The sequence below is a fragment of the Ancylobacter sp. genome, from assembly GCF_965249975.1.
Lineage (GTDB): Bacteria > Pseudomonadota > Alphaproteobacteria > Rhizobiales > Xanthobacteraceae > Ancylobacter.
In genome coordinates this window covers 795,856-817,724 of record NZ_CBDFNE010000003.1, presented here as the reverse complement: position 1 = coordinate 817,724, position 21,869 = coordinate 795,856, and the positions used below count along the sequence as shown (strand labels likewise).

The following is a 21,869-nucleotide window of genomic DNA, read 5'->3' as shown; positions in this document are numbered from 1 at the left end:
TTTAGCAGCGCGATTCAACCAAACCTATGCACGTTGTATTGCAATGCAGCAACATGGCGGGGCGCGCGGCAGCCATGCGAAATGCTGGAAAGGGCCGGGCTCAGCCGCCGGTAAGGCTCATATGCCGGCGCACCGCCGGGGCCTGGCCGGGGCGGTCGATCACGAAATCGTGCCCCTTGGGCTTGCGGAAGATCGCCTCGTCCAGCGCGGCGTGCAGCGTCTCGTCGCCCTCGGAGGCGCGCAGCGGCGCGCGCAGGTCGGCGGCGTCGTCCTGGCCGAGGCACATATAGAGCGTGCCGGTGCAGGTGACGCGGACGCGGTTGCAACCCTCGCAGAAATTATGCGTCAGCGGGGTGATGAAGCCGAGCCGGCCGCCGGTCTCCTTGATGCGGACATATCGCGCCGGGCCGCCGGTGCGGAACGGAATGTCCTCCAGCGTCCAGCGCTGGGCCAGCCGGTCGCGCACGGTGGAGAGGGGGAGGTACTGGTCGATGCGCTCGGCGCCGGTTTCGCCCAACGGCATCACCTCGATCAGCGACAGGTCCATTCCGCGCCCATGCGCCCACTCGATGAGTCCGGGGATCTCGTCCTCATTCTCGCCGGCCAGTGCCACGGCGTTCAGCTTCACATGCAGCCCGGCCTGCTGCGCGGCGTCGATGCCGGCGAGCACCTTGTTGAGGTCGCCCCAGCGGGTCAGCGCCCGGAAACGGTCGGGGTCCAGCGTGTCGAGCGAGACATTGATGCGCTTCACCCCGCAATCGGCGAGTTCGCGCGCGAAGCGGGCGAGCTGCGAACCATTGGTGGTCAGCGTCAGTTCTTCCAGCGCGCCGGTTTCGAGATGGCGGCCGAGCGAGCGGAACAGGGTCATCACATCGCGGCGCACCAGCGGCTCGCCGCCAGTGAGGCGCAGCTTCTTCACGCCGCGCGCGACGAAAGCGGAGCACAGGCGGTCCAGCTCTTCCAGCGTCAGCAATTCCGGCTTCGGCAGGAAGGTCATGTGTTCGGCCATGCAGTACACGCAGCGGAAATCGCAGCGGTCGGTGACCGAGACGCGCAGATAGGTGACGGCGCGGCCGAACGTATCGACGAGCGGCGCACGCGGGGTCTCGCGCTGAAAACGGTCGATGACGGCTTCGCTGGTGCTCACGCAGTCGCTCCCGCGCCGAAGGGCGCTGTTTCTTGCGTCCATTTCTAAAGGCCGGGGCCGGGCCTGCCAAGCCGCGCCACCCTATCGGCCGATAGCCTAACCCATTCGTGACGCGGGTTTTGCGCAAATGCCGCCACGCAGAGGAGGACCCGGTGCGGGGGGATTGGCGAAGCCGCGCGCTCTGTCTATGTGGGGAGGAACGCGAGAAGAGGAAGACGCCCGTGACCGACGCCGCCAACTGGCCGACCGAGATCAAGGTGCACAAGGACCGCCGTGTGCTCACCATCGCCTTCGAGGGCGGGGCGAGCTACGCGCTGCCGGCCGAGCTGCTGCGGGTGGAAAGCCCCTCCGCCGAGGTGCAGGGCCATTCGCCGGCCGACCGCCAGCTGGTGGCCGGCAAGCGCGAGGTGCGGATCGAGGAAGCGATCCCGGTGGGGAATTACGCGGTGCGGCTGATCTTCGACGACGGCCATTCCACCGGCATTTACACCTGGGACTGGCTGTTTGAGCTTGGCCGCGACCAGGAGGCGCGCTTCAAGCGCTATCTGCAGGAGCTGGCGGCGAAGAACCTGTCGCGCGATGCCCCCGGCGCCGTGCGCCGGCACTAAAGACCGCGCGGTGCGCCGGCACTGAGAGATCGCGCCGTCTGGCGGGCGATCCCGGAGCGGCCGTGCGGCCGTCCGGGATGGCCTTGGCGTTAGTTGAGCACGACCACGGTGGTGCCGACCCTCACCCGATCATAGAGATCGGTCACGTCGTCATTGGTCATGCGGAAGCAGCCGGACGACACCGCCTGGCCGATCGTCTCCGGCTCGTTGGAGCCGTGGATGCGGTAGAGCGTCGAGCCGAGATACATGGCGCGGGCGCCGAGCGGGTTGTCGATGCCGCCGGGCATGTAGCGCGGCAGGTCGGGGCGACGCTGCAGCATCTGCGGCGGCGGGGTCCAGCCCGGCCATTCGGCCTTGCGGGTAATGGTCTTGATACCGCCCCAGCGGAAGCCGTCGCGGCCGACGCCGATGCCGTATTTCAGCGCGGTGCCATTGTCCTGCACCAGATAGAGCCGGCGCTCGGCGGTGTTCACCACGATGGTGCCGGGCTTGTAGGGGCCGTTATAGGCCACGGTCTGGCGCCGGATCGAGGACGTGCCCTTCACCGGGCCGTTGCCGAAATTCGACGGGCGCGGGAAGAAGCTGAAAAAGGAAGGCGTGCTCGCGCTCTGCGCCATGGCGGGCGCGCTGCCCGCGATGAGCGCGGCGCCCAGCACCAGGGCGGCCATTGTCTTCAATCGCATCGTAAGCCTCATCACATGCCCCGTTTGTCGGCCCGCCGTGGAGGGGGACCCCCGCCCGGCCGGCATTCGGGACGCCGGCGGCCGCCGGTGCAGTATGCGGCGAAAATCCGGCGGATGCCTTGGCCTAAGGCGCATTCCCGCCGCATTTGCGCCGGCCTATGGCGCGAAAGCCACAGGCGGGCGTGAGTTGGCGGGCACTATTTGGCCGGGCACTATTTCGCCGGGCTGCCGAAGATGAGCTCGCTCACCGGCCGGCCGAAGAAGCGCGCACCGGCCATGGTGAAATGCGAGCTGTCATGCTGCAGCGGTTCGCCCTCCACCATCAGCGGGCAGTCGGCGCTGCCGCAGGCGGCGTCGAACACCGAGATGTAGGTGACGCCCGGCATGGCGGCGAAATGCGCGGCCAGTGTCTTGTCGGATGTGCGGGCGCCGGGGAGGGCATCGCTGCCGGCGTCGGTCGACCTGTCGCCGGCCTCGATGCGGCGCGCGAGCAGCTTCGGCACCGCGTCGCGGTAGAGCGGCACGGGACCCACCACCACGACCCTTATCCCCAAGCGCACGAAGTCCGCGATCGCCGCGTCGAGATCGGGCGTCGCCACGCTGAGGCCGCCCAGCACCAGAATGTCCGGCTTGTTTTCCTCGACCCATTTGCGCGCGAACAGGTTCATGTCGCGGCAATAGGGCACGATCCGGGCAAAGCGCTCGCTCACCGGCGGGCAGGCGGCGCCGGTGATCTGGCCGACATCATAGCCGCGCGCCTCGCCCGCCGCGATGATGGCGGTGATGAAATGGGCGATATGGCTGCTGCCCCAGACCATGACCGAGGGATGGCGGGTGGGCAGGCATTCCGGCTTCGCCTTGTAGTCGGCGAGGAAGAAGGGGGTGAAGCACACGCCCTGCCGGAACACGGGATCGCCATTGTAGAAGGCATAGGCGGCGAGGCGCTGCGCCTCGGGCGAGAGCCGCTGCGGCAGGCCGCGCGTGGCGATGGCGACCTGGGCGAAGACCGCGAGCACCAGCGTGCCGGCGAGCGTGGTGCCGACGAGGACCTTCGGCGTGAACAGACGCCGGTTGACGCGCACCGGCTGTTCGACGAAGCGCCAGGACAGGAAGCCGAGCAGCAGCGACAGCGCCACGCCGCCGATGAGGAAGGGCAGCGGCGCCACAGGCCCCAGCCACTCCTTGCCCAGCGCGACGATGGGCCAGTGCACGAGATAGAGCGAATAGGAGATCTTGCCGACGAAGACCATCGGCCGGCTGCCGAGCAGGCGCGTGCCCAGCGTGGCCACGCCTTCCCCGCCCCAGATTACCAGCGCCGCGCCGACGCAGGGCGTGAGCGCGCGCAGACCCGGGAAGGGCGAGGAGGCTTTCAGCATCAGCATCGCGCCGAGGATCATCGCGCAACCGCCCAGCACCGCCGCGGCGCATTCGGCCGGCTTCTGCGAGAAGCGCACGCCTGGCAGCGCCAGCGCCGCGCCGATCAGCATCTCGAAGGCGCGGAAGGGCAGGAGGAAATAGGCGGCGGCGGGATCGCGCGTCAGCATGAGCTGGCTGGCGGCCAGCGAGGCGACGAACAGCGCCACCACGCCCACGGCGAGGGCGCGGCGGCCGAAGCGATTCAGCAGCAGGACGACGGCGGGAAACAGGAAATAGAACTGCTCTTCCACCGCCAGCGACCAATAGTGCAGCAGCGGCATTTCCTGCGCCGCCGGGGCGAAATAGTCGGTGCGCTGGTAGAAGAAGATGTTGCCGACGGCGAACACCGACCACAGCACCGAGCGGCCGAAGATCATCATCTGGTACGGCAGCAGGATCAGCGCGGCGGCGATGGCGGTGACCGCCGTGACCGCGAGGAAGGCCGGCGCGATGCGGCGGATGCGCCGCTCATAAAAGGCGAGCACCGAGAAGCGGCCCTCGGCCACGTCGGCATAGATCGACTTGCAGATCAGATAGCCGGATATGACGAAGAACACGTCGACGCCGACAAAGCCGCCCGGCAGCCAGTTCGCACCGAAATGATAGAGGACGACGCCAAGGACGGCGATGGCGCGCAGGCCGTCAATATGGGCGCGGTAGCGAAGCGACTGGTGCACGAGACATCATCGACGGCTGGGGGAGGCGGAACGGCGAAAGGCCGGGCCGCGCCATTTGTGGGCGTAACGACCTAGCATCGACCTTCGCCGAAGTAACGCCTATGCGCGGTGCCGGCCGTCGATCTTGGCTGGGATGTTGCGCCCGGGCCATGGGCGGCGTCCGGGCGGGGCGTCAGGGCGCGGGCGGCGCGGCAGGACGCGCGGGCGGGCCAGCCGAGGTCTTGCCCGCCGAGATCTCGCCGAAGATCAGCGCGCCGAGCCGGTCGCCATAATAGGCGACGCCCGCGCGGGTGAAATGCGAGGGGTCGAATTGCAGCGGCACGCCGTCGACCGTCATCGGGCAGTTCCCCTCCGGGCACATGCTGTTGAGAATGGACACGAAGGTGACGTTGGGATTGCCGGCGAAATGCTCTCGCATCAGTCGGTCGGCGCGGCGCGTGCCCTCGGTGAGATCGTCATCGGCCATGCGGCTCGGCTCGTTGCGGTACATGCGCTCGGCGAGAATTTCCGGCGCGGGGCGGCCGAACTGCGGCACCGGGCCGAGCAGGATGACGCGGATGCCGGCGGCGTGCAGCTGCGCGAGCTGGGCGTCGAGCAGGCGGAAATGGTCCTCGGAGACCAGCGTGTCGCCGCCGATCACCAGGATGTTCGGCTTGTGCGCCATCAGCCAGTCGAAGGCGAAGCGGTTCAGCTTGTCGCACATCGGGCTGGAGGGCGCTTCGACCAGCGGCAGGCAGGCGGCGCCGGTCATCTGGCCGACGGCGTAGCCATGCGCCTTGCCGATGGGTTCCAGCGCGCCGATGAACTGGGCGACATGGCTGCTGCCCCACAGCACGAGGCTGGGATGCGTCTGCGGCAGGCATTCCGGCGCCGGCGCCTCGCGCGGGCGGTTGCCGTTGATGAAGCAGGTGCCGTCGCGCACCACCTCGCGGAAGGGGTAGCGCGTATAGCTGAGCACGCGCTGGATTTCCGGCGCCAGCCGGCCGGGAAAGCCGCGCGTGTCGGACGCCGCCGTGCCGAAGGCGATGAGCAGCGCCGCGCCCACGGCCGTGCCGCCGAAGACCCACCGGCGGGAGAACCGCGCCCGGTTCTGCCGCACCGGCTGTTCCACGAAGCGCCAGGACAGCCAGCCGAGCAGGGTGGAGAGCGCGACCCCGCCGATGAGAAAGGCCGGCGCCGGGAGGTTCGGCAGCAGCGGGCGGGCAAAGACCACGATCGGCCAATGGACGAGATAGAGCGAATAGGAGATGGCGCCGAAGAAGACGAGAGGCCCCACCCCCAGGAGCCGCGCCGGCAGGCTCATGACCCGCTCGCCGCCCCAGATGGCGAGCGCCGCCCCGAGGCAGGGCACCAGCGCCAGCACGCCGGGGAAGGGCGCGCGCTCGGTGATGAGCAGCATGCCGGCGAGGATGAGGGCGAGCCCCGCCGCCATCGCCGCGCCGCCAGCCTTCGCGCTTTCGGGAAAGCGCACCCCCGGCAGGGCAAGGGCGGCGCCGATCAGCAGCTCGAAGGCGCGGAAGGGCAGCAGATAGAACGCCGCCGCCGGGTTGAACGGGCGGACGATCTCGCAGGCGATGAGCGAGACCGCGAGCAGGCCGAGCACCAGCTTCGCCCGCGCTTTCGGCGCGAAGCGGGCGATGAGCAGCAGGAAGCCGGGGAACAGGAAATAGAACTGCTCCTCCACCCCCAGCGACCAGTAATGCAGCAACGGCGTCTCTTCCGCCGACGGGCCGAAATAATCGGTGCGCAGGTAGAAATAGACATTGCCGAAGGCCAGCACCGCCCAGATGAGCGAGCGGCCATAGGTCATCAGCGGATTGGGGAAGAAGATCAGGAAGGCGCACAGGCTGGTGACCGCCGTCACCGCAAAGAAGGCCGGCGCGATGCGCCGCATCCGCCGCTCATAGAAGCCGAGAATCGAGAAGCTGCCGGCATCCACATCGGCATAAAGCGACTTGGCGATAAGAAAGCCGGAAATGACGAAGAACACATCGACGCCGATGAAGCCGCCCGGCAGCCAGTGCGCGCCAAAATGGAACAGCACCACGCCGAGCACGGCGATGGCCCGCAAGCCGTCGATATGGGCGCGATAGCGCAGGGGGTAATGCACGGGGAGCTGATGACCTTGGAGCGGATAGAAGGGTGGCGCCGGAGCAGCCCCGTTTACGCCAAGCCGAGGCCGGCTGGCCATATGGATTGTGCGGGGCGGAGCCGGGGTGGTAGCCCATAACCCACGCTGCTACGGTGTGTGGGTGCTTCCGCGTCTCCTGCGGAGCCCGATTGAGGATGTACAAGGCGTGGCCATGCTGAAGCCGGGGCCGGGACCCAGACTGGTCCTTACTCACATTCCCAAATCGGCGGGGACGGCGCTGCGCTATTCGCTGATTACCGCCACGCAGGCGCAGTCAGTGGTGGCCGGCTTCGACCGCTCCCTGTTCGGCGGCTTCAGGAATTTCGACGCGTTCGAGCCGCAGGTGCGGGCGATCGTGGCCCTCGCGCCTGAGGAACTGCCAGCCACACCGGATATCGTTTGCGGCCACTATGCCCTGAGCACGACCCGCGCGCGCTACCCCGGGGCGCCGCACATCACCGTGCTGCGCGAGGCGCGTGCGCGCCTGCTTTCCCATTGGACCTATTGGCGCTGCGCGTCCCCCGGCCACGCTCCGGGCTGGGGAGGCTGGGAGCGCTATGTGGCCAAGGCCACCGGCACCTTGGTGGATTTCCTGTCGGATCCCCTGCTCGCCGGGCCGGTCGACAATGTCGGGCTGCGCATGCTGCTGTGGCCGCATCCGTTGATTCGGGACGAAGCGTTCATCGCCGAAAGCGACGATGCCGAGCTGCTCGCTTTGGCGATCAAGGCGCTCGATGACTTCGATTGCGTCGACTACATCGAAAATCCGCGGTTCGAATCGCGGCTGGCGCAGTGGATCGGCGGCGACTTCCGACTTCAGCGCGCGAACGAAACCATGCCGGTCCCAGTCGAGCTGTGCGCGCCGCTGGAGCGCATGTTGACGCCCGAGGCGATGACGGCGCTGGCGCAGCGTTCGCGGCTCGATGATGCGCTGTGGCGCTATGTGGTCGGCCAGCACATGAAGCCAGCGGCCGTCGAGGCGTTGCGCGAGGCCGCCTTCGCCGCCGCCATCGCCCGCCACACGCGGCTGATGGAGGGGCCCGGCCTCACAGGAGCGAAAGCTGCCCCGGCCCCGGTCCCGCCTGAGCCTGCGCCGCCGCCTCCGGCTTCGCCTCCGCCCCGCCCGTCGCGTCTGGCGGGTCTTCCTTGGCCGTTCCGCGCGCGACGATGACGAGAAGCGCGTCGGCGAGCGGGCGCTGCAGGGCCTTCGCCTCGTTCCAGGGCGCGCGCAGCCAGGTCTCCCGCTCCTCGGCGGTGGTGAGAATCACCGGCATCGCCTTGGGGTGAATGGGGGCGACGACCCCATTCGGTTCGCAGGTGAGGAAGCCGAACAGCTCGTGCTGCCCTTCCACCGGCGCGGCCTTGGTGCCGCGCGTGCCGCTCCAGCGCGTCCACAGCCCGGCGAAAAAGGCGAGGGGGCGGCTCTCATCCCGCGCGAACCACACCACATCCTTGCGGCCGGTGGCCGGGTTCGGCACCGGCGCATATTCGGAAAAGCTGGTGAAGGGCACGAGGCAGCGATGCGCCGGCCCGCTCCACGCCCGCCAGTGCGGCGAGCCAAGGTTGCGGATGTTCGTCACCGGCGGCCCGGCGACGGAGGGCGGCGAGGGCATGCCCCAGCGCGCCAGCGCCAGTTCGCGCATGCCGTCTTCGCCCGTGCGGACGATGGGGGCGGGATAATCCGGGAAGATGCCGGTCTGCGGCGGCAGATTGCCGGCGAGATTGCGCAGCGTGCCGACGAGATCGGCGATGGCGTGGAGATTGGAGTGATGGCTGTAGAGGTTGCACATGGCGGCCCCGCTGGCCGGCTCCCGGCCTGCCGCATCCCGTGGGCGCGGCGGTAGGAGGGAAGCGATGATGGTGGGCGATGCAGGGCGGCCCGCCAATCCATCAAGCCATTGACTACAAAGCGCTATCTACGACGGGAGGTTATGATTATGTCTCACTTCCGTGAGCACAGATTAGGCCTGATTTGGAGAGCTACGGCAAGGGGTGTGCGGAGGCGAAGTGCGGAAGAAGGTTGGCGCCGGTCGCGGGAATCTCCTGATTTCGGGCCCTTCCCGACCTGATCGGCATAAATGGCCGTGGGCTGGCTTCCTGTTCGGCAGGCAGGTTACCTCGAACGGGCGGGCAATCGCCCGTCAGCGGCGATTCTTGGGGCGTGAGGTCGGCGCTATGCGCCGCCTGCGCCAGCTACTCCCGCATGGTGCGGCCGATGGCCGGTGACTTCTTTGCTCTGAGGCGATAATTCCGATGATGAACCGCATCGGACGCGGAGGTGCAGCGACAAGCTGCGGAGCCGCGCTGCGGAATGCAGCGTGTTCGGCTAAAAATCCGATGAGCTTTTTTCCGAGGGTATCTTAAGGGGTCAAGTGCGGCTGCGCCCCCGTACCGGGGGGAGGGCGTCGCGATTATTAAAGCGCTGTCGGCTTGGCATAGGTAGCTCTGCCTTGGCCTCAGCGCCTCCACTTCGGAACGGTAGGCCATCCTCCCCACCCTCAGGTGCGGAACAGCGGCCGATGCCGCGGTGCGCTTGTCGGAGTGCTGATGGGAGCCTCGGTCCTTCGTATGTGGAATAAAAGGGTAGCTCTACAATCTCAATGCAGTCGACGGATAATGTCGTCAGGCTGAAGATGCAGAACTTGTGTTAACCGCCTACGGATAGAGGGTGCAAATGCCGACCTGTATCGGTTTTCAGATTAGAGAAAAAGATATATATACAACAATTAATACAGCCTATGTATAATGTATATATACATTAATTGGTATATAATTATGTTATGATTACAATATATTATAATGTAACTTATTGTACAATGCATTACGGTTTAGGCTGATCTAGTCAGGCTTTCGTTGTGTCCATATAGGTATGCCCTAACGGTCGGCGCAAATGTGGCGAATGGGGCTGTCCACTGGGGTTGATATCAATCAACGGACATGCAATTAAACGGACATGATCCTTATGGACAGTCGAGGTGTCTATGTCCGTCATTCTTTATGCCCGTGTCTCCACCGCAGATCAGACGCTCGCTCATCAACAGACGCAGGCTGAATCGGCTGGCTTCAAGTTCGATAGGATCATAGCTGATGAAGGGGTGTCCGGGGTTTCTGTCCCTCTTAGAGAGCGCGCAGAGGGGCGCCGTTTGTTCGATATCCTGCGGTCCGGTGACACTCTCGTCGTGCGATGGGTTGATCGGCTCGGCAGGAACTATGCCGATGTGACGGACACCATTCGCGACTTCATGCGGCGCGGTGTGGTGATCAAAACCATCATCAACGGTCTGACGTTCGATGGCGCTACAAATGATCCGGTGCAGATGGCGGTGCGGGATGCTCTGATCGCCTTCATGGCTGCAACAGCGCAGGCGCAAGCGGAGGCTACCAAGGAAGCCCAAAAGGCCGGCATCGCTCATGCCAAGGCTACAGACGGTACAATCAAGTACCGAGGCCGCAAGCCCGGCTTTGATCGTGAGCAGTTCGAACGGGTTCGCGAACTGCTGGCGCAGGATACCGGTGCGAGCGAGATAGCCAAGCTAACGGGGGTCACTCGCCAAACCATTTACCGGATCAAGGACCGTCCGGCCGAGCAGATAAAGGCTTTGGAGATGTGGGGGCTCTGGTCGGCTAGGAGGCCTTTGGAGCCCCGCTCGTCCTCCGGGTTGTGAAGCTGCACCATGGCTGTCGCTTGCCTGTCCACGGCCGCGCCAGCCCCTCGGATATGAGAATGCTCCCAAGCGAGCGGCCGTGTCGCATCAATACCCGGAGTTTGCGGCCGTAACGGTCTTCGTCGCGGCGCTTCCATGCGATCAAACCAAAGGGGCCGGCGTTCAAGAGTTCAAGGAGCCGTGTCGTCGCTCGTTCCCCTAGCAGCTTTTCCTCGGTGCAGCCGGGGCGGCTGGTCTCTGGCGTATCTATATCGGCAACGCGGATGACGATGCCTTGCACCCTCAGCGTATCGCCATCGATGACGCAGTTTCTGCGCACGTCTTTTCCGCATCGGGAATACGACGGATCTTCCGCATCCGGCGCCATGCAACTGATCAACATCACGCAGCATGCGCCCGTGCAAACAGCGACAGCAATCCGCACCTCGACAACGTCGATCTATGCTGCCGCTGCTTCGCAGCAAGCCACCGCTACACGACGGGGATGGATGCCGCTGGTGAACTTATCCCTCAGCCAAGCTGGATCGATCTTTGCCATCAAGGTCGCGGCCTTGCTCGGGTCGGGGCATAGGCGCGTCAGTTCGGTACCGAGGGCATCCTGATAGCTTTGGTAGCTGGAAAACCGCTCGATCTTTCCCATCTGCTCGCACTGCTCAACAGCCAGCACGAGCGGGTCTATTCCGTCCCTGTGAGCGCGGCGAAAAGGCTCGTCCTCCATTATGTCGACGATGCGGAAATTGCCTGAAGACTCGCCCCAGATGCGCTGCACCTCGTTCGCGAACGTCTCATAGAAGGCATCGAATCCGGCGTCGCTGTCTGCACCAACGGGCGTAGCCACGGGACTGCCAGACGCAACCTGACGGGCACGGTAACTGAGTTCGATGGTCGCAGTTGATGGCGCCCTGCGCACAAATGAGGCGTACCAGTTCGGCATATTCGGCCTCAGGCCTTGCCGATATGCGTAGCCGACGAGAGCGAGCTTCTTGCCTTGGTGAACCTGCTCGTATTCGAACTTGGCAAGGGCGATCACCTTGCTGGCAGTCTCTGACGATAGATCGCTCAGGAATTTGTCGGTGATCGCATTAGCGTCATCGACAGAGCCGCCTTTTTGCAGGATTTCGAGGTAACTGAAGGCTCGAACCGCCTCTAAACCCGCTGCCGTATTGAACTTCAGCAGCTTGTAGCCGCCGAAGGCGATGAGCCCGAGAATGAGGATGGTTTCCATTGCATGGCCCCGTACGGAAGGGCACTAGTCGCGGTGCGTCCCCGCGATTTGCCCTTGATCCTCTGGTGATCGGGGAGTTGGAAAACCGTACTTGACGGCCCCTGTGGCCTTTAGTTCGGAGAACCTGGACATACGCCACAGGCTCCCCGACCATAGGTCGAGGAGTGCGACGCTGTAACGGCCAGCATCAACCGCAAGTAAGGGGTTTCCACGCCCCAGAGCCGCACGTACGGCTCCGCACCTTATGTCCCGTGTTTGCTGGTGGGTGTCAATGCGAGCGGCTATTAAGGCTGGGCCCGCGTCCAACACGCCGAATCAACGTAGGTCCACACCAACCATCCACTATATGCATCCCAGCCGTATGGCCGCTCATCGTTGGGGGGAGTGTGAGTGCGCTATCGACCCGCTCGACGTGTCTGCTCAAGAACAACCTCTCGTACAAACGCAAAAACTCCCTTGCTTTCATTGAATCCATCTGCCCAATCTCGCACCCATTCAGTACGCGAGAAGCGCTTGTCGAGTTCAATGAGCTCCTCCAAAAGCTGGCGCCTTGTCCGTGTTGAATAAATATACTTATTTTTTACAGGTGCGTCGTTATATCCGCGCAGCCAGTTGCTTTCGTATAGTTGGCTTATGCAATGTTCAAATGCGAGATAAAGTATAATTATTATATCATTCTTATCAAAGGTTCGGTTTCGATGTTTTGATGTTAATGATGTGAAATCGTATGCGCCAGTTACGGATTTTAGTGTGCCAATATTAAGTAGCTTTCCGACGTTCTCGTGAAATTTCTTGTCGAGTGATCTGAACATCACAAAACCAACAAACTCTGAGAACAAAGTTAACATTCCCCTAAGTATTTTTTGCTTCTGATACTCGGGATCCGTGTCTAGGGCTCTGTCTTGTTCGTCGCGGGAGCGTGTTTCGAGGCTCAGTCGCGCGATAGAAAGGTCGCGATTTTCTCGTCTGCCTAGCGCCAAATGATCGGCAGCCTCTCGACAAAGATAGGCAACGAGCATTGCCTCTGGTCTGGGGGATCCTGCTTCTGTCTCATTCCACACCTTGGAGTCCATAGTGAGTTTAAAGTCATAATCAAATCCATGTCGAATCGTTCTCTTAAGAAAAATTAGGCTATAATATTCATCCTTATCGAATATAGTCTTCTTTTCATTGATGGCCTCTGTAGAAAATCCTATAAAAGCGAGCCAATTCTGGGCTACTTGATCGTTGTCTACTACGCGATATAGTTTTCCACTTACATGGAAGTGCTCTGGTCTCTTGCCGTTTAGGCCGCGCCATGCTCTGTGGTCTGCTTTGAATGCATCCCATGCTCCCTGCTTACGCTCATAAAACCAATTTATGTTGGAAAATAATCTTTCAAATGCAATTTGCTCGGGGTCGTTAGATCGCAGATTGCGGGCCTTCATGGGATTTTGATTGTTGGTGGCTTTCACCAACTGTTCTGGACGCTTAACTGCTCCCTCTTGATGTACTCTGCAAAGGACAAGACAATTCTCCTTAAAGTCTATCTGCTCGTCCTGCGAGAGGCGCCGAAATGCATCGTGAAGGCTTTTAACTGTCTGAAGGCCGTTCACTACGCCAGGCTTTCGTATCTGCAATGCAGACACGCGACCGGCATTCTGTTTCTTGCCCCATCCGGTGCAAATTAAGGTAATTCCATTATTTAAGTGCTGGAACTCGCGCCGTCCCTCTCGGGTCTGAACGGTACTTTTTATAGCTTGGTTGACCTTCGACTCTTTGAGTTCGCAGCGTACATTGGGCTCAAATATCTGGTAGCCAAAATCTTCATATGCCTGAACAAGGTCGTAAGCGGGAGCAAAAAATACGGCCGACTTTCCGACAAGTATGGCGTCTCCAACAATGTTGAGCTGAATTTCATCACGCTTGCGACCTAATTTATCTCGCCAATCAACATTACGTTGTTGCCATTTTATCGAAAGTAAATCGTCAATAAATACATGATGAACAGAAATAGTTAACAGTACGCGCCCGTACCGAATTGGCCGAACCGACTCTATTTTTGTAAATTCCTCTTCAGCCTGAGACGTAAAGCCGCGTCCAAGACCAAAAAAATAGATATTAATGCGATACTCAGGTTGTTGGTCGAGGACGTCAGGCCCGTCACCGTCAATTGCTATTTGCGCGGCTGGTGCGAGTGCCCGCCTATTTATCTCGGTACGCATCGATGTTAAGGCGTCTGTTACTCCGCTATTTGCTTCTCTGGGTATATGATCGAGATCTCTAATAACATCTATTATGCGACGAAGGTCATTCAGATAGGATGCATCAAATTTTGCATCGATCGGTAGTTTGCTTCCGTAACCGAGGCTCTTCGCTTGGAAGATTGAGGTCTCTTCCTGCGTGACATTGACGAAATCGAACCCGCAGTCGTACCCGCCGTCGGTCTGATGGCCCTCGTCAGGGTCGAAGCCGTGCGTCTTGAGGGCGACCCTGAGAAACGCTTCGTCGGGGCTAACACCCTCTTCCTCCTGCTCTCTGGCCATTTCCTCAAGGAGCAGATTGGCGAAATTCTCACGCTGAGAATCAGGCAAAGCAGCCGGACGCATATGTGTTAGCCTCTCAAGGAGCCTGGAAAGCGGCTGAAAGTAAGCTACAGCACGGAGCTTTGTCCGTCATGCTAACTTTCTCGTTCAATGCCAGGCGGATGGGTGGGAGTTCAAGAAAAATTACACGAAACGTATAGCCTCGACAGCGGGTGCTAATTGCGTAAGTCTGTATCCCGCCTTGAAATAGTACTGCTGTGTAACACCACTCTTCGTGTGTCCGACCACTGATTTGACGATAGGTTCCTCAATCCCTGCCTGCATCATCGTCGTCACTGCCGTATGCCGCAAGCTGTGAAAGCTAACTTTGACCGTCTTCAGCCCCAGTTTCGGTAGGAAGCGGTCGTTGAACCATCGTCCCAGGGTGCGCCCGTAGCCGTTCTTTGCGTCCCTAGTGAAGGTTGGGAATAGGCGGTCGTGCCCTCTCTTCCGTAACCCTTCAATGTAGTCGAGCAGTCCTAAGGAAACGAGCTGACTATGCACGGGAACCCAGCGCTTTGACGCCCGGTTCTTGAGCTGCATGCCGTCGCCGTCGTCATTGAAGTCGAAGTACCGGACGCCCGTCTCCGGATCTATCTTTACGTCGTCGAGACGCAGTTGGGCAATTTCATTGAGGCGGGCGCCGGTGTAGATGCCGATCAGCGGTCCCCAGCGTTGGTACTCTTCTCTGATCCACAGGCTGTCGTCATTCGTTAGTTCCGCAAGCATGCGCTGTATCTGGTTCTTGCTGAAGGCCTCCCTCGTTTCGCCGGAGGAGGCCTTTTGAATGACCATGCGTTCAAAAAGGTTCTGTGAGACATAGAAATTATCCTCACCCCACTGGAACAACGTTGAGAACGTCTGAATGTACTTGTTCGCCGTCAGCACGTCGATCGTTTCAACCGAGGGATCTTTCATAATCTCGTCGAGTGATCGGCCTTTGAGGCTAGGGTTCTTGGATCGGTTCTTCGGATATTGAGTGATGACATTCTTAATCCGCTGAGCGTCCGCTATTGCGATGGACTTCACGTCCTTCTCACTGCCCAGCAATTCGCACAGCAGCTTGAAGTGCTTCTCCTTCTCATCGGCCGTACGTAGTCCCCACGCTTTCGCCTTTTGCCTGTCGGCGGTGAAGCGCCTGATTAGTTCGCCTAGGTGACCGACTCATAACTTCGCAGCCATATGCGGATTGAAGCGAGTTGGACTGACGCGAGAAAGTTGTCATCTCGCTTGTCGTAGCGGGTGGCGACGGCCCTGAAATGTTTGAGTTTGTTGAAGAACCGCTCGACGGCGTTGCGCTGGCGGTAGACCCAGGCGCTGAAGGCGAAGGTTTTGACCCTGTTGGGCATGGCGCGGACATTGGCCCATGCTCCGCGCCGGTTCATCTCTTTGCGCAAGGCGTCGCTGTCGTAAGCCCTATCGGCGAGAAGGATGTTTCCCGGCTCGAGCGTGCCCAGCATGTCGGCGGCCGAGCGCCCGTCGTGAGCCTGGCCTTCGGTCAGCTTGAGGCGGATCGGTCGGCCTTCAGCATCGACAAGGGCGTGGATCTTGGTGGTCAGGCCGCCACGCGAGCGACCCATGCAACGGGATCGCCCATCTTTTTTTGGCCGTTGGCGGCATGCTGGTGAACGCGGATCGACGAGGCGTCGATCATCTGGATATCGCCATCGTAAGCGGCTGAGACGGCTTGCAGAATGCGCGCCCAATGGCCCGCCTTGCGCCATCGGTTGAAGCGGTTGACGCACGTCGTATGCGGGCCATAGCGCGCCGGGATATCGGCCCAGGGCGCCCCAGTGCGCAGGCGCCAGAAAATGCCATTCAGAACGCGCCGGTCATCTACCCGCGCGACCCCACGCACCTTCGTCGGCAGAAGCGGCTCGATCACCGACCACTCGAAATCCGTCAGATCAAAGCGGGCCATCTCAACCTCCAAGGCTGAGATAAGTGAATCAGAACACCAGCCCGCAGGGAATCCCGTTTATGGGTATGTGACCTAGTGCGATGCCCGCCTCCGGTTCCGGCTCAATATGGCTAGATAGGACATCTGGAACTGCGGGAGGAGACGCTTCCGAGAAATCGTAGCTGTCAAGCGTACGCAGATGCGCAACGAAGGCCTTAAGAAAGTCGCGGTACGCTAGCTTGAACTCGTCATTGAACTTGTCGAATGCGGCAGGATCGTCCGGCACTTCGAACTTAAAGCCACGAGCATAGTACTCCAACGATTCGCGCTCAGTGAGGCCCGTGCGAAGTGGTGTGCCGCCTCGAATCGCCTGATTTACCAGGATGATCTGCCCTTCCAGGTCGTCCATCGTATCTTGGGAGGGGCGACCTCGATCGTGGACGCGCTGCTTGGCTTCGTTCAGCCAATAGGAAAGTCGCTCATGCAGATGCTCCCGTATCTCTCCGAACTTCATGCCACGCGCCATCGATTCCGTAGTGACCAACTCGGCAAGGTTGGTCAGTACGCGGGACAGGCGCAAGGCTTCCTTGGGTTCTCGCGTCCGAAGTGATGTCTTGATGGTCGTGGCGACACACCTCGGATGAGCGCAGCGAGGAATCGGCCACCGGAAGTAGAAAATGCCGTTACGTGACAGCTGGAGATAGGTGGGATTGTGCAATGACGTGTCTCACTCCGATGTCCCACCGGGTGATAGTGATTGCTAGGTCATTGAACTTAAAAGAGATGGTGGGCGATGCAGGGATTGAACCTGCGACCCCTCCCGTGTGAAGGGAGTGCTCTCCCGCTGAGCTAATCGCCCGTTGGCCCGGTAAAGGTTCCGGGCCAGCGCCATCGCGGCGGGGTTTAGTGTGTCCACGCCCCGGGTGTCAAGCGCCGCGCGCAGCTACCCACGGGAGAGTAGCTGCTCCACCGTCTCCACCAGCCGGTCGTAATGGTCGATGAACACGTCGCCACCCAGTTCCTCGGCCGGAATCTCGGTGTAGCCGAAGGGCACGACGATGGAGGGAATGCGGGCATTCTTGGCGGTGAGCACGTCGGTCATGCTGTCGCCGACCATGATGGCGCGGGTGGGGAGGCCACCGGCGCGCTCGATGGTGCCGAGCAGATGGCCGGCATCGGGCTTGTACACCGGAAACGTGTCGGAGCCGGCGATGACGGCGAAGCGGTCGGAGAGTTCCAGCCGGTCGAGCAGCAGGCGGGAGAGATATTCCAGCTTGTTGGTGCACACCGCCAGCACATGGCCGCGCGCCGCCAGTTCGTCCAGCGCCGCGATCAGCCCGGGGAAGGGCGTCGACGAATCGGCGATGTGGGCGGCGTAATGGTCGAGGAAGCGCGCATAGAGCGCGTCGAATTCCGGCGGGGTGACGGTGAGGCCGGCGGCGGTGAGGCCGCGATTGACCAGCGCCTTGGCGCCAGCGCCGATCATCTTGCGGGTGTCCTCGCGCGGCAGGCGCGCGGCGCCGGCCTCGTCGAGCACGATGTCGAGCGTGTCGAGCAGGTCCGGGGCGGTGTCGACGAGCGTGCCGTCGAGGTCGAAGGCGATCACGGCAGGGGGCGTGGAGGGCATGGCGATTTCCGTGGAGGGTGACGGGAAAAGGGCGGCGACCCGCCGCCGCGAGACGGGCGTGCCGCTCTAGGCCTACAATCCTGCCGCTTTTGCTGTCCAGCCTTCCGCGTCCATCGGGCGCACGCGGGCGAGGCCGCGACGGCGGTGGACGAGAAAGACGCAGGATGATCCGGCTATGAGGATGACGATGCAGAACGGGCACAGGGCAATCGCGGCGGCCGTCTTCGGGCTGGCCGTGCTGGCGGCCGGCGGCGCGCTGGCGCAGGAGGGCAAGCCGGATGGCGGGGCCGAGGCCACTGGCGCCCCCAGTGAGGGCGTCGGCTATGTCTTCGCGTCTCCCCCGGCGGCGCAGGCCAACCGGCTCTATTCCGTGAATGTGCGCACCGGCGAGGTGAATGCCTGCCAGTTCGAGCGCCCCGAGGGCAGCCTCGTCGGCGTCACCCGCTGCTTCCACCGCGATGCCAGCGCCCAAGGCACGGCGCCTGGGCGCTACGACATCATGTCCACCCGCTATTCCGGCGAGACCGGCATCTTCCGGGTCAATGCGATGACCGGGCAGATGAGCGTCTGCTATGTCCGCGACATGCCCAAGGAGGGCGGCGGCGTCGAGCCGGCCGTGGTGTGCACGCCGCCTTCCAGCCAATGATCGCCGGGGAGGCGCGGCCGGCGGGCTTGTCGGCGCGCGCCAACGGCGCTACGCACGAGCTGAGGATCAAGAAGTCCTAAAAACAGGGGCCCCGGGGACGATCATGTCCGACGCAGAGACGCTGAAGAGACAGGCCGCCGCGCAGGCGCTGGAATATGTGCGCTCGGGCATGAAGCTCGGCCTCGGCACTGGCTCGACCGCCCGGCATCTGGTCGATCTGCTCGCGCTGCGGGTGAAGGAGGGGCTGGAAGTGGTCGGCGTGCCGACCTCCGAGGCCACCCGCGCCCAGGCGGAGGAACTCGGCGTTCCCCTCGGCACGCTGGACGAGCACCCCGTGCTCGACCTGTGCATCGACGGGGCCGACGAGATCGGCCCGGACCTGACGCTGATCAAGGGCGGCGGCGGCGCGCTGCTGCGCGAGAAGATCGTCGCCTCGGCCGCCAAGCAGATGATCGTCATCGCCGACGGCTCGAAGAAGGTGGAGGTGCTCGGCACCTTCCCGCTGCCGATCGAGGTGGTGGATTTCGGCGTCGCCGCCATCCGCCGCGGCATCGACCGCGCCGCCCGCGCGGCCGGCTGTCATGGCCTGCTGACGCTGCGTCGCCGCGCCGACGGCCATGTTTTCGTCACCGATCAGGGACACCTGATCCTCGATGCCGCCTATGGCAGCATCACCAACCCGACCGCGCTTGCCGCCGAGCTCTCCAATGTGCCGGGCGTGGTCGAGCACGGCCTCTTCATCAATCTGGCGAGCCGCGTCATTCTCGCGGGCGCCGGCGGCGTGACGGTCATCGACCGCGCGTGAGCAGTTCGTCAGGAGACTTTCATGCAGCTTGATATTGCCGCACCGCGTGTCGCCCGGCGTGCCACGCCGCTGGCCGCCGCCGCGATAGGCGTCGCCCTGTTCGTCGCCGGCACGCCGGCGCTGGCGCAGGACACCGCCCCGTTCCAGCTGGCCCAGGCGGCGACCGCGCCGGCCGCGACCGCCAAGCCGCCGCAGCCCAGCGCCGAGCAGCTGAAGCTCGCCAATGAGCTGTTGGTGGCCAATGGCGAGGCCAGCAGCTTCGATGCCGTGATCCCCAATGTGGTGGAGCAGACGGCCGCCGGCTTCGTGCAGTCCAATCCGGACCTGATTCGCGACCTGCGCGAGGTCGCCAAGCAGCTCTCGGCGCAGTATGAGAGCCGCCGCACCGAGATCGTGCAGATCCTCGCCACCATCTACGCCACCGAGTTCACCACCCAGGAGCTGCGCGAGCTGCTGGCCTTCTACCGCTCGGAGGCCGGCAAGAAGCTGGTCACCAAGCGCGAGGAGCTGCTCAAGGTCGGCTTCAGCAGCATCCAGGCCTGGAGCGCCCAGTTCGCCCGCGAGATGGAAGTCCGCGTGCGCGAGGAGATGAAGAAGCGCGGCTTCACCATCTGAGGCCATCCGCTCCCCCGAAATGAAAATGCCCGGCTCGCGCCGGGCATTTTTGTGTCTGGAGGTCGGCGCGCTCAGTCCTCGTCGCCGCCGACCGGCGCCTTGCGGCCGGTGATGACGTAGAACAGCAGCGGCCCGAACAGAGCGAGGGCGGACAGCGCATAGAGCGTCAGCGCCACCGGGCTCTGGAACAGCACCACGGGATCGCCGACGCTGATGGCGAGCGCCCGGCGCAGCTGCTGCTCCGCCAGCGGGCCGAGGATGAGCCCGACCACGACCGGGGCGATGGGATAGTCGTAGCGGCGCAGCACATAGCCCAGCAGGCCGAAGGCCAGCAGCATGCCGAGTTCGACCAGCGAGGGGTTCGCCCCCAGCGTGCCGAGCGTGGCGAACACCAGAATGCCGCCATAGAGCCACGGGCGCGGAATGGCGAGCAGGCGCACCCACAGCCCGACCAGCGGCAGGTTCAGCACCAGCAGCATGCCATTGGCGATGAACAGGCTGGCGATGAGGCCCCAGACGAGGTCCGGGTTGGTGGCGAACAGCAGCGGGCCGGGGTTCATGCCATATTGCTGGAAGCCGGCGAGCATGATGGCCGCAGTCGCCGAGGTCGGCAGGCCGAGGGTGAGGAGGGGCACCAGCACGCCGGCCGCCGCCGCATTATTGGCCGCCTCCGGCCCGGCGACGCCCTCGATGGCGCCGTTGCCGAACTCGTCCGGCTTGCGGCACAGCCGCTTTTCCAGCGCATAGGACAGGAAGGTGGGGATTTCCGCTCCGCCCGCCGGCATAGCGCCGATGGGGAAGCCCAGAAACGTGCCGCGCAGCCACGGCTTCCACGAGCGCTTCCAGTCCTCCTTGTTCATGAACACCGAGCCCTTCACCGGCTCGATGATCTCGTCCGCCCGCGCGCCCGCCGCCACCACGGAGAGCGTCTCGCCGATGGCGAACAGCGCGACGGCGAGCGTCGTCACCTCGACGCCGTCGAGCAGGTCCGGCACGCTGAACGACAGCCGCGCCTGCCCGCTCTGCAGGTCGATGCCGATGAGGCCGAGGGCGAGGCCGATGAACAGGCTGGTGAGGCCGCGCGTGACCGAGGAGCCGAAGGCTGCCGACACCGTGGTGAAGGCCAGCACCATCAGCGCGAAATAATCCTCCGGGCCGAAGGAGATGGCGAGATCGACCACGGTCGGCGCCACCAGCGCCAGCCCGATGGTGGCGATGGTGCCGGCGACGAAGGAGCCGATGGCGGCGGTGGCGAGCGCCGGCCCGCCGCGCCCGGCGCGGGCCATCTTGTTGCCTTCCAGCGCGGTGACGATGGAGGAGCTTTCTCCCGGCGTGTTCAGCAGGATGGAGGCGGTGGAGCCGCCATACATGCCGCCATAATAGATGCCGGCGAACATGATGAGCGAGCCGGCCGGGTCGAGCTTGAAGGTGATCGGCAGCAGCAGCGCGACGGTGAGCGCCGGGCCGATGCCCGGGAGCACGCCGACCGCGGTGCCGAGCATGACGCCGACGAACGCGAACAGCAGGTTCATCGGCTGCAGGGCGACCATCAGGCCCTGGCTGAGAGCGGCGAACGTATCCATGGCGGCGCCCTCAGATCAGCCGTTCGAGCGGGCCGGCCGGCAGGGCCAGCTGCAGCCCCTTGGCGAACACCACATAGATGAGGAAGCACATCGCCGCCCCGGCGAGGAAATGGCCCCAGAGCGGGCCCTTGCCGAAGCCCTTGGCGGTGGCGGCGAACAGCCAGCCGGTGGCGAGGGCGAAGCCGGCGCCGAAGGCCAGCAGCACGATCTGACCGATCAGCCCGGCCAGCACCCAGGCCATGGGGACGATCTCGTCGCGCGGGCGGTCCTGCGCGCCCTCGCGCACGGCTTCGACCGCATTGGCCAGCGCCAGCAAAGCGAGGCCGGCGGCGATGATGGCGGGGAACACTTCCGGCCCGACGGCCGAGTAGGAGTTGATCCCGGAGAGCCGCCACGCATCCCAGCCGATCACGAGCGACAGCACGGCGAGGGCGAAGGCGATGACGAAGCGGGCCTTGTCGGGGCCGTGGGTGGAGGCGGGGCGGGGATCGCTCATCGGCGAGGCTCCGGGGTGGGGCGGAAAGCAAAGGCTCCCCCGCGGCATGCCGCGAGGGAGCGGGGACAGGTGCGGACGGCG

Annotated in this window: 19 protein-coding genes and 1 tRNA gene; 5 read left to right on the top strand and 15 right to left on the bottom strand. The window is 63.5% G+C overall.

Translation table 11 applies throughout. The annotated features are described in order from the left end of the window. Nucleotides 1-100 precede the first annotated feature (100 nt). Entirely contained in the window at nucleotides 101-1,147 is a 1,047-nt protein-coding gene (gene moaA / locus ACP2AH_RS04000; RefSeq protein WP_425104597.1) for a GTP 3',8-cyclase MoaA, read from the bottom strand. Nucleotides 1,148-1,368: 221 nt separating this feature from the next. Here moaA and ACP2AH_RS03995 point away from each other — a divergent pair, with 221 nt between their 5' ends. After that, on the top strand, nucleotides 1,369-1,755 hold the full coding sequence (locus tag ACP2AH_RS03995; RefSeq protein ID WP_425104596.1) for a gamma-butyrobetaine hydroxylase-like domain-containing protein: 387 nt from the start codon (nucleotides 1,369-1,371) through the stop codon (nucleotides 1,753-1,755). Between the two features lie 89 nt (nucleotides 1,756-1,844). On the opposite strand, the gene ACP2AH_RS03990 is transcribed toward ACP2AH_RS03995, so the two are convergent. The 4 genes from ACP2AH_RS03990 to ACP2AH_RS03975 all read right to left on the bottom strand — a co-directional run bounded on the left by ACP2AH_RS03990 (nucleotide 1,845) and on the right by ACP2AH_RS03975 (nucleotide 8,452). After that, a complete protein-coding gene (locus tag ACP2AH_RS03990; protein ID WP_425104595.1) occupies nucleotides 1,845-2,450 on the bottom strand; it encodes a L,D-transpeptidase in 606 nt (201 codons plus the stop codon). Nucleotides 2,451-2,650: 200 nt separating this feature from the next. Further along, a complete protein-coding gene (locus tag ACP2AH_RS03985) occupies nucleotides 2,651-4,531 on the bottom strand; it encodes an acyltransferase family protein (RefSeq protein ID WP_425104594.1) in 1,881 nt (626 codons plus the stop codon). A gap of 172 nt (nucleotides 4,532-4,703) precedes the next feature. Then, nucleotides 4,704-6,641: an acyltransferase family protein gene (locus ACP2AH_RS03980; RefSeq protein WP_425104593.1), complete on the bottom strand. Its 1,938-nt coding sequence runs from the start codon at nucleotides 6,639-6,641 to the stop codon at nucleotides 4,704-4,706. Nucleotides 6,642-7,708: 1,067 nt separating this feature from the next. Next, nucleotides 7,709-8,452 (bottom strand): SOS response-associated peptidase, encoded by a 744-nt coding sequence (locus ACP2AH_RS03975; protein WP_425104592.1) that lies wholly within the window; start codon nucleotides 8,450-8,452, stop codon nucleotides 7,709-7,711. 1,191 nt (nucleotides 8,453-9,643) lie between these two features. Here ACP2AH_RS03975 and ACP2AH_RS03970 point away from each other — a divergent pair. Next, nucleotides 9,644-10,327 (top strand): recombinase family protein, encoded by a 684-nt coding sequence (locus tag ACP2AH_RS03970; RefSeq protein ID WP_425104591.1) that lies wholly within the window; start codon nucleotides 9,644-9,646, stop codon nucleotides 10,325-10,327. On the opposite strand, the gene ACP2AH_RS03965 is transcribed toward ACP2AH_RS03970, so the two are convergent. The 8 genes from ACP2AH_RS03965 to ACP2AH_RS03930 form a co-directional block, all read right to left on the bottom strand. Continuing rightward, on the bottom strand, nucleotides 10,287-10,694 hold the full coding sequence (locus ACP2AH_RS03965; RefSeq protein WP_425104727.1) for a thermonuclease family protein: 408 nt from the start codon (nucleotides 10,692-10,694) through the stop codon (nucleotides 10,287-10,289). The genes ACP2AH_RS03970 and ACP2AH_RS03965 overlap by 41 nt on opposite strands. A gap of 72 nt (nucleotides 10,695-10,766) precedes the next feature. Next, nucleotides 10,767-11,552 (bottom strand): hypothetical protein, encoded by a 786-nt coding sequence (locus tag ACP2AH_RS03960; RefSeq protein WP_425104590.1) that lies wholly within the window; start codon nucleotides 11,550-11,552, stop codon nucleotides 10,767-10,769. Nucleotides 11,553-11,947: 395 nt separating this feature from the next. Then, a complete protein-coding gene (locus tag ACP2AH_RS03955) occupies nucleotides 11,948-14,140 on the bottom strand; it encodes an AIPR family protein (RefSeq protein ID WP_425104589.1) in 2,193 nt (730 codons plus the stop codon). A gap of 120 nt (nucleotides 14,141-14,260) precedes the next feature. Further along, a complete protein-coding gene (locus tag ACP2AH_RS03950; RefSeq protein WP_425104588.1) occupies nucleotides 14,261-15,145 on the bottom strand; it encodes a site-specific integrase in 885 nt (294 codons plus the stop codon). Between the two features lie 122 nt (nucleotides 15,146-15,267). Continuing rightward, nucleotides 15,268-16,037 (bottom strand): IS5 family transposase gene (locus ACP2AH_RS03945; protein WP_425104587.1). Its coding sequence is split into 2 segments (ribosomal slippage): nucleotides 15,268-15,720 and nucleotides 15,723-16,037, totalling 768 coding nucleotides; the frame shifts between segments, so codons are not numbered across the junction. A gap of 28 nt (nucleotides 16,038-16,065) precedes the next feature. Further along, the gene (locus tag ACP2AH_RS03940; RefSeq protein ID WP_425104586.1) at nucleotides 16,066-16,734 is read right to left on the bottom strand and encodes a DUF6538 domain-containing protein; all 669 of its coding nucleotides are present in this window, start codon (nucleotides 16,732-16,734) and stop codon (nucleotides 16,066-16,068) included. Nucleotides 16,735-16,800: 66 nt separating this feature from the next. Beyond that, nucleotides 16,801-16,875 (bottom strand) — tRNA-Val (locus ACP2AH_RS03935). Nucleotides 16,876-16,959: 84 nt separating this feature from the next. After that, nucleotides 16,960-17,643 (bottom strand): HAD-IA family hydrolase, encoded by a 684-nt coding sequence (locus ACP2AH_RS03930; RefSeq protein ID WP_425104585.1) that lies wholly within the window; start codon nucleotides 17,641-17,643, stop codon nucleotides 16,960-16,962. Between the two features lie 175 nt (nucleotides 17,644-17,818). Here ACP2AH_RS03930 and ACP2AH_RS03925 point away from each other — a divergent pair, with 175 nt between their 5' ends. From ACP2AH_RS03925 to ACP2AH_RS03915, 3 genes are all read left to right on the top strand, one after another. Continuing rightward, nucleotides 17,819-18,289, top strand: a complete 471-nt coding sequence (locus tag ACP2AH_RS03925) for a hypothetical protein (RefSeq protein WP_425104584.1) — start codon at nucleotides 17,819-17,821, stop codon at nucleotides 18,287-18,289. Between the two features lie 103 nt (nucleotides 18,290-18,392). Beyond that, nucleotides 18,393-19,094, top strand: a complete 702-nt coding sequence (rpiA, locus tag ACP2AH_RS03920) for a ribose-5-phosphate isomerase RpiA (RefSeq protein ID WP_421697176.1) — start codon at nucleotides 18,393-18,395, stop codon at nucleotides 19,092-19,094. Nucleotides 19,095-19,115: 21 nt separating this feature from the next. After that, nucleotides 19,116-19,709 (top strand): DUF2059 domain-containing protein, encoded by a 594-nt coding sequence (locus ACP2AH_RS03915; protein ID WP_425104583.1) that lies wholly within the window; start codon nucleotides 19,116-19,118, stop codon nucleotides 19,707-19,709. 71 nt (nucleotides 19,710-19,780) lie between these two features. Here ACP2AH_RS03915 and ACP2AH_RS03910 read toward each other — a convergent pair whose 3' ends face one another. Both ACP2AH_RS03910 and ACP2AH_RS03905 read right to left on the bottom strand, forming a co-directional pair. Next, nucleotides 19,781-21,292, bottom strand: a complete 1,512-nt coding sequence (locus ACP2AH_RS03910; RefSeq protein ID WP_425104582.1) for a tripartite tricarboxylate transporter permease — start codon at nucleotides 21,290-21,292, stop codon at nucleotides 19,781-19,783. 10 nt (nucleotides 21,293-21,302) lie between these two features. Next, entirely contained in the window at nucleotides 21,303-21,788 is a 486-nt protein-coding gene (locus ACP2AH_RS03905) for a tripartite tricarboxylate transporter TctB family protein (protein ID WP_425104581.1), read from the bottom strand. Nucleotides 21,789-21,869 lie beyond the last annotated feature (81 nt).

Coding starts and splice junctions, on each gene's coding strand:
- ACP2AH_RS03990 (WP_425104595.1), bottom strand. CDS start 2,450: ATGAGGCTTACGATGCGATTGAAGACAATGGCCGCCCTGGTGCTGGGC.
- ACP2AH_RS03975 (WP_425104592.1), bottom strand. CDS start 8,452: ATGTGCAACCTCTACAGCCATCACTCCAATCTCCACGCCATCGCCGAT.
- ACP2AH_RS03970 (WP_425104591.1), top strand. CDS start 9,644: ATGTCCGTCATTCTTTATGCCCGTGTCTCCACCGCAGATCAGACGCTC.
- ACP2AH_RS03965 (WP_425104727.1), bottom strand. CDS start 10,694: ATGGCGCCGGATGCGGAAGATCCGTCGTATTCCCGATGCGGAAAAGAC.
- ACP2AH_RS03960 (WP_425104590.1), bottom strand. CDS start 11,552: ATGGAAACCATCCTCATTCTCGGGCTCATCGCCTTCGGCGGCTACAAG.
- ACP2AH_RS03955 (WP_425104589.1), bottom strand. CDS start 14,140: ATGCGTCCGGCTGCTTTGCCTGATTCTCAGCGTGAGAATTTCGCCAAT.
- ACP2AH_RS03930 (WP_425104585.1), bottom strand. CDS start 17,643: ATGCCCTCCACGCCCCCTGCCGTGATCGCCTTCGACCTCGACGGCACG.
- ACP2AH_RS03925 (WP_425104584.1), top strand. CDS start 17,819: ATGAGGATGACGATGCAGAACGGGCACAGGGCAATCGCGGCGGCCGTC.
- rpiA (WP_421697176.1), top strand. CDS start 18,393: ATGTCCGACGCAGAGACGCTGAAGAGACAGGCCGCCGCGCAGGCGCTG.
- ACP2AH_RS03915 (WP_425104583.1), top strand. CDS start 19,116: ATGCAGCTTGATATTGCCGCACCGCGTGTCGCCCGGCGTGCCACGCCG.
- ACP2AH_RS03910 (WP_425104582.1), bottom strand. CDS start 21,292: ATGGATACGTTCGCCGCTCTCAGCCAGGGCCTGATGGTCGCCCTGCAG.
- ACP2AH_RS03905 (WP_425104581.1), bottom strand. CDS start 21,788: ATGAGCGATCCCCGCCCCGCCTCCACCCACGGCCCCGACAAGGCCCGC.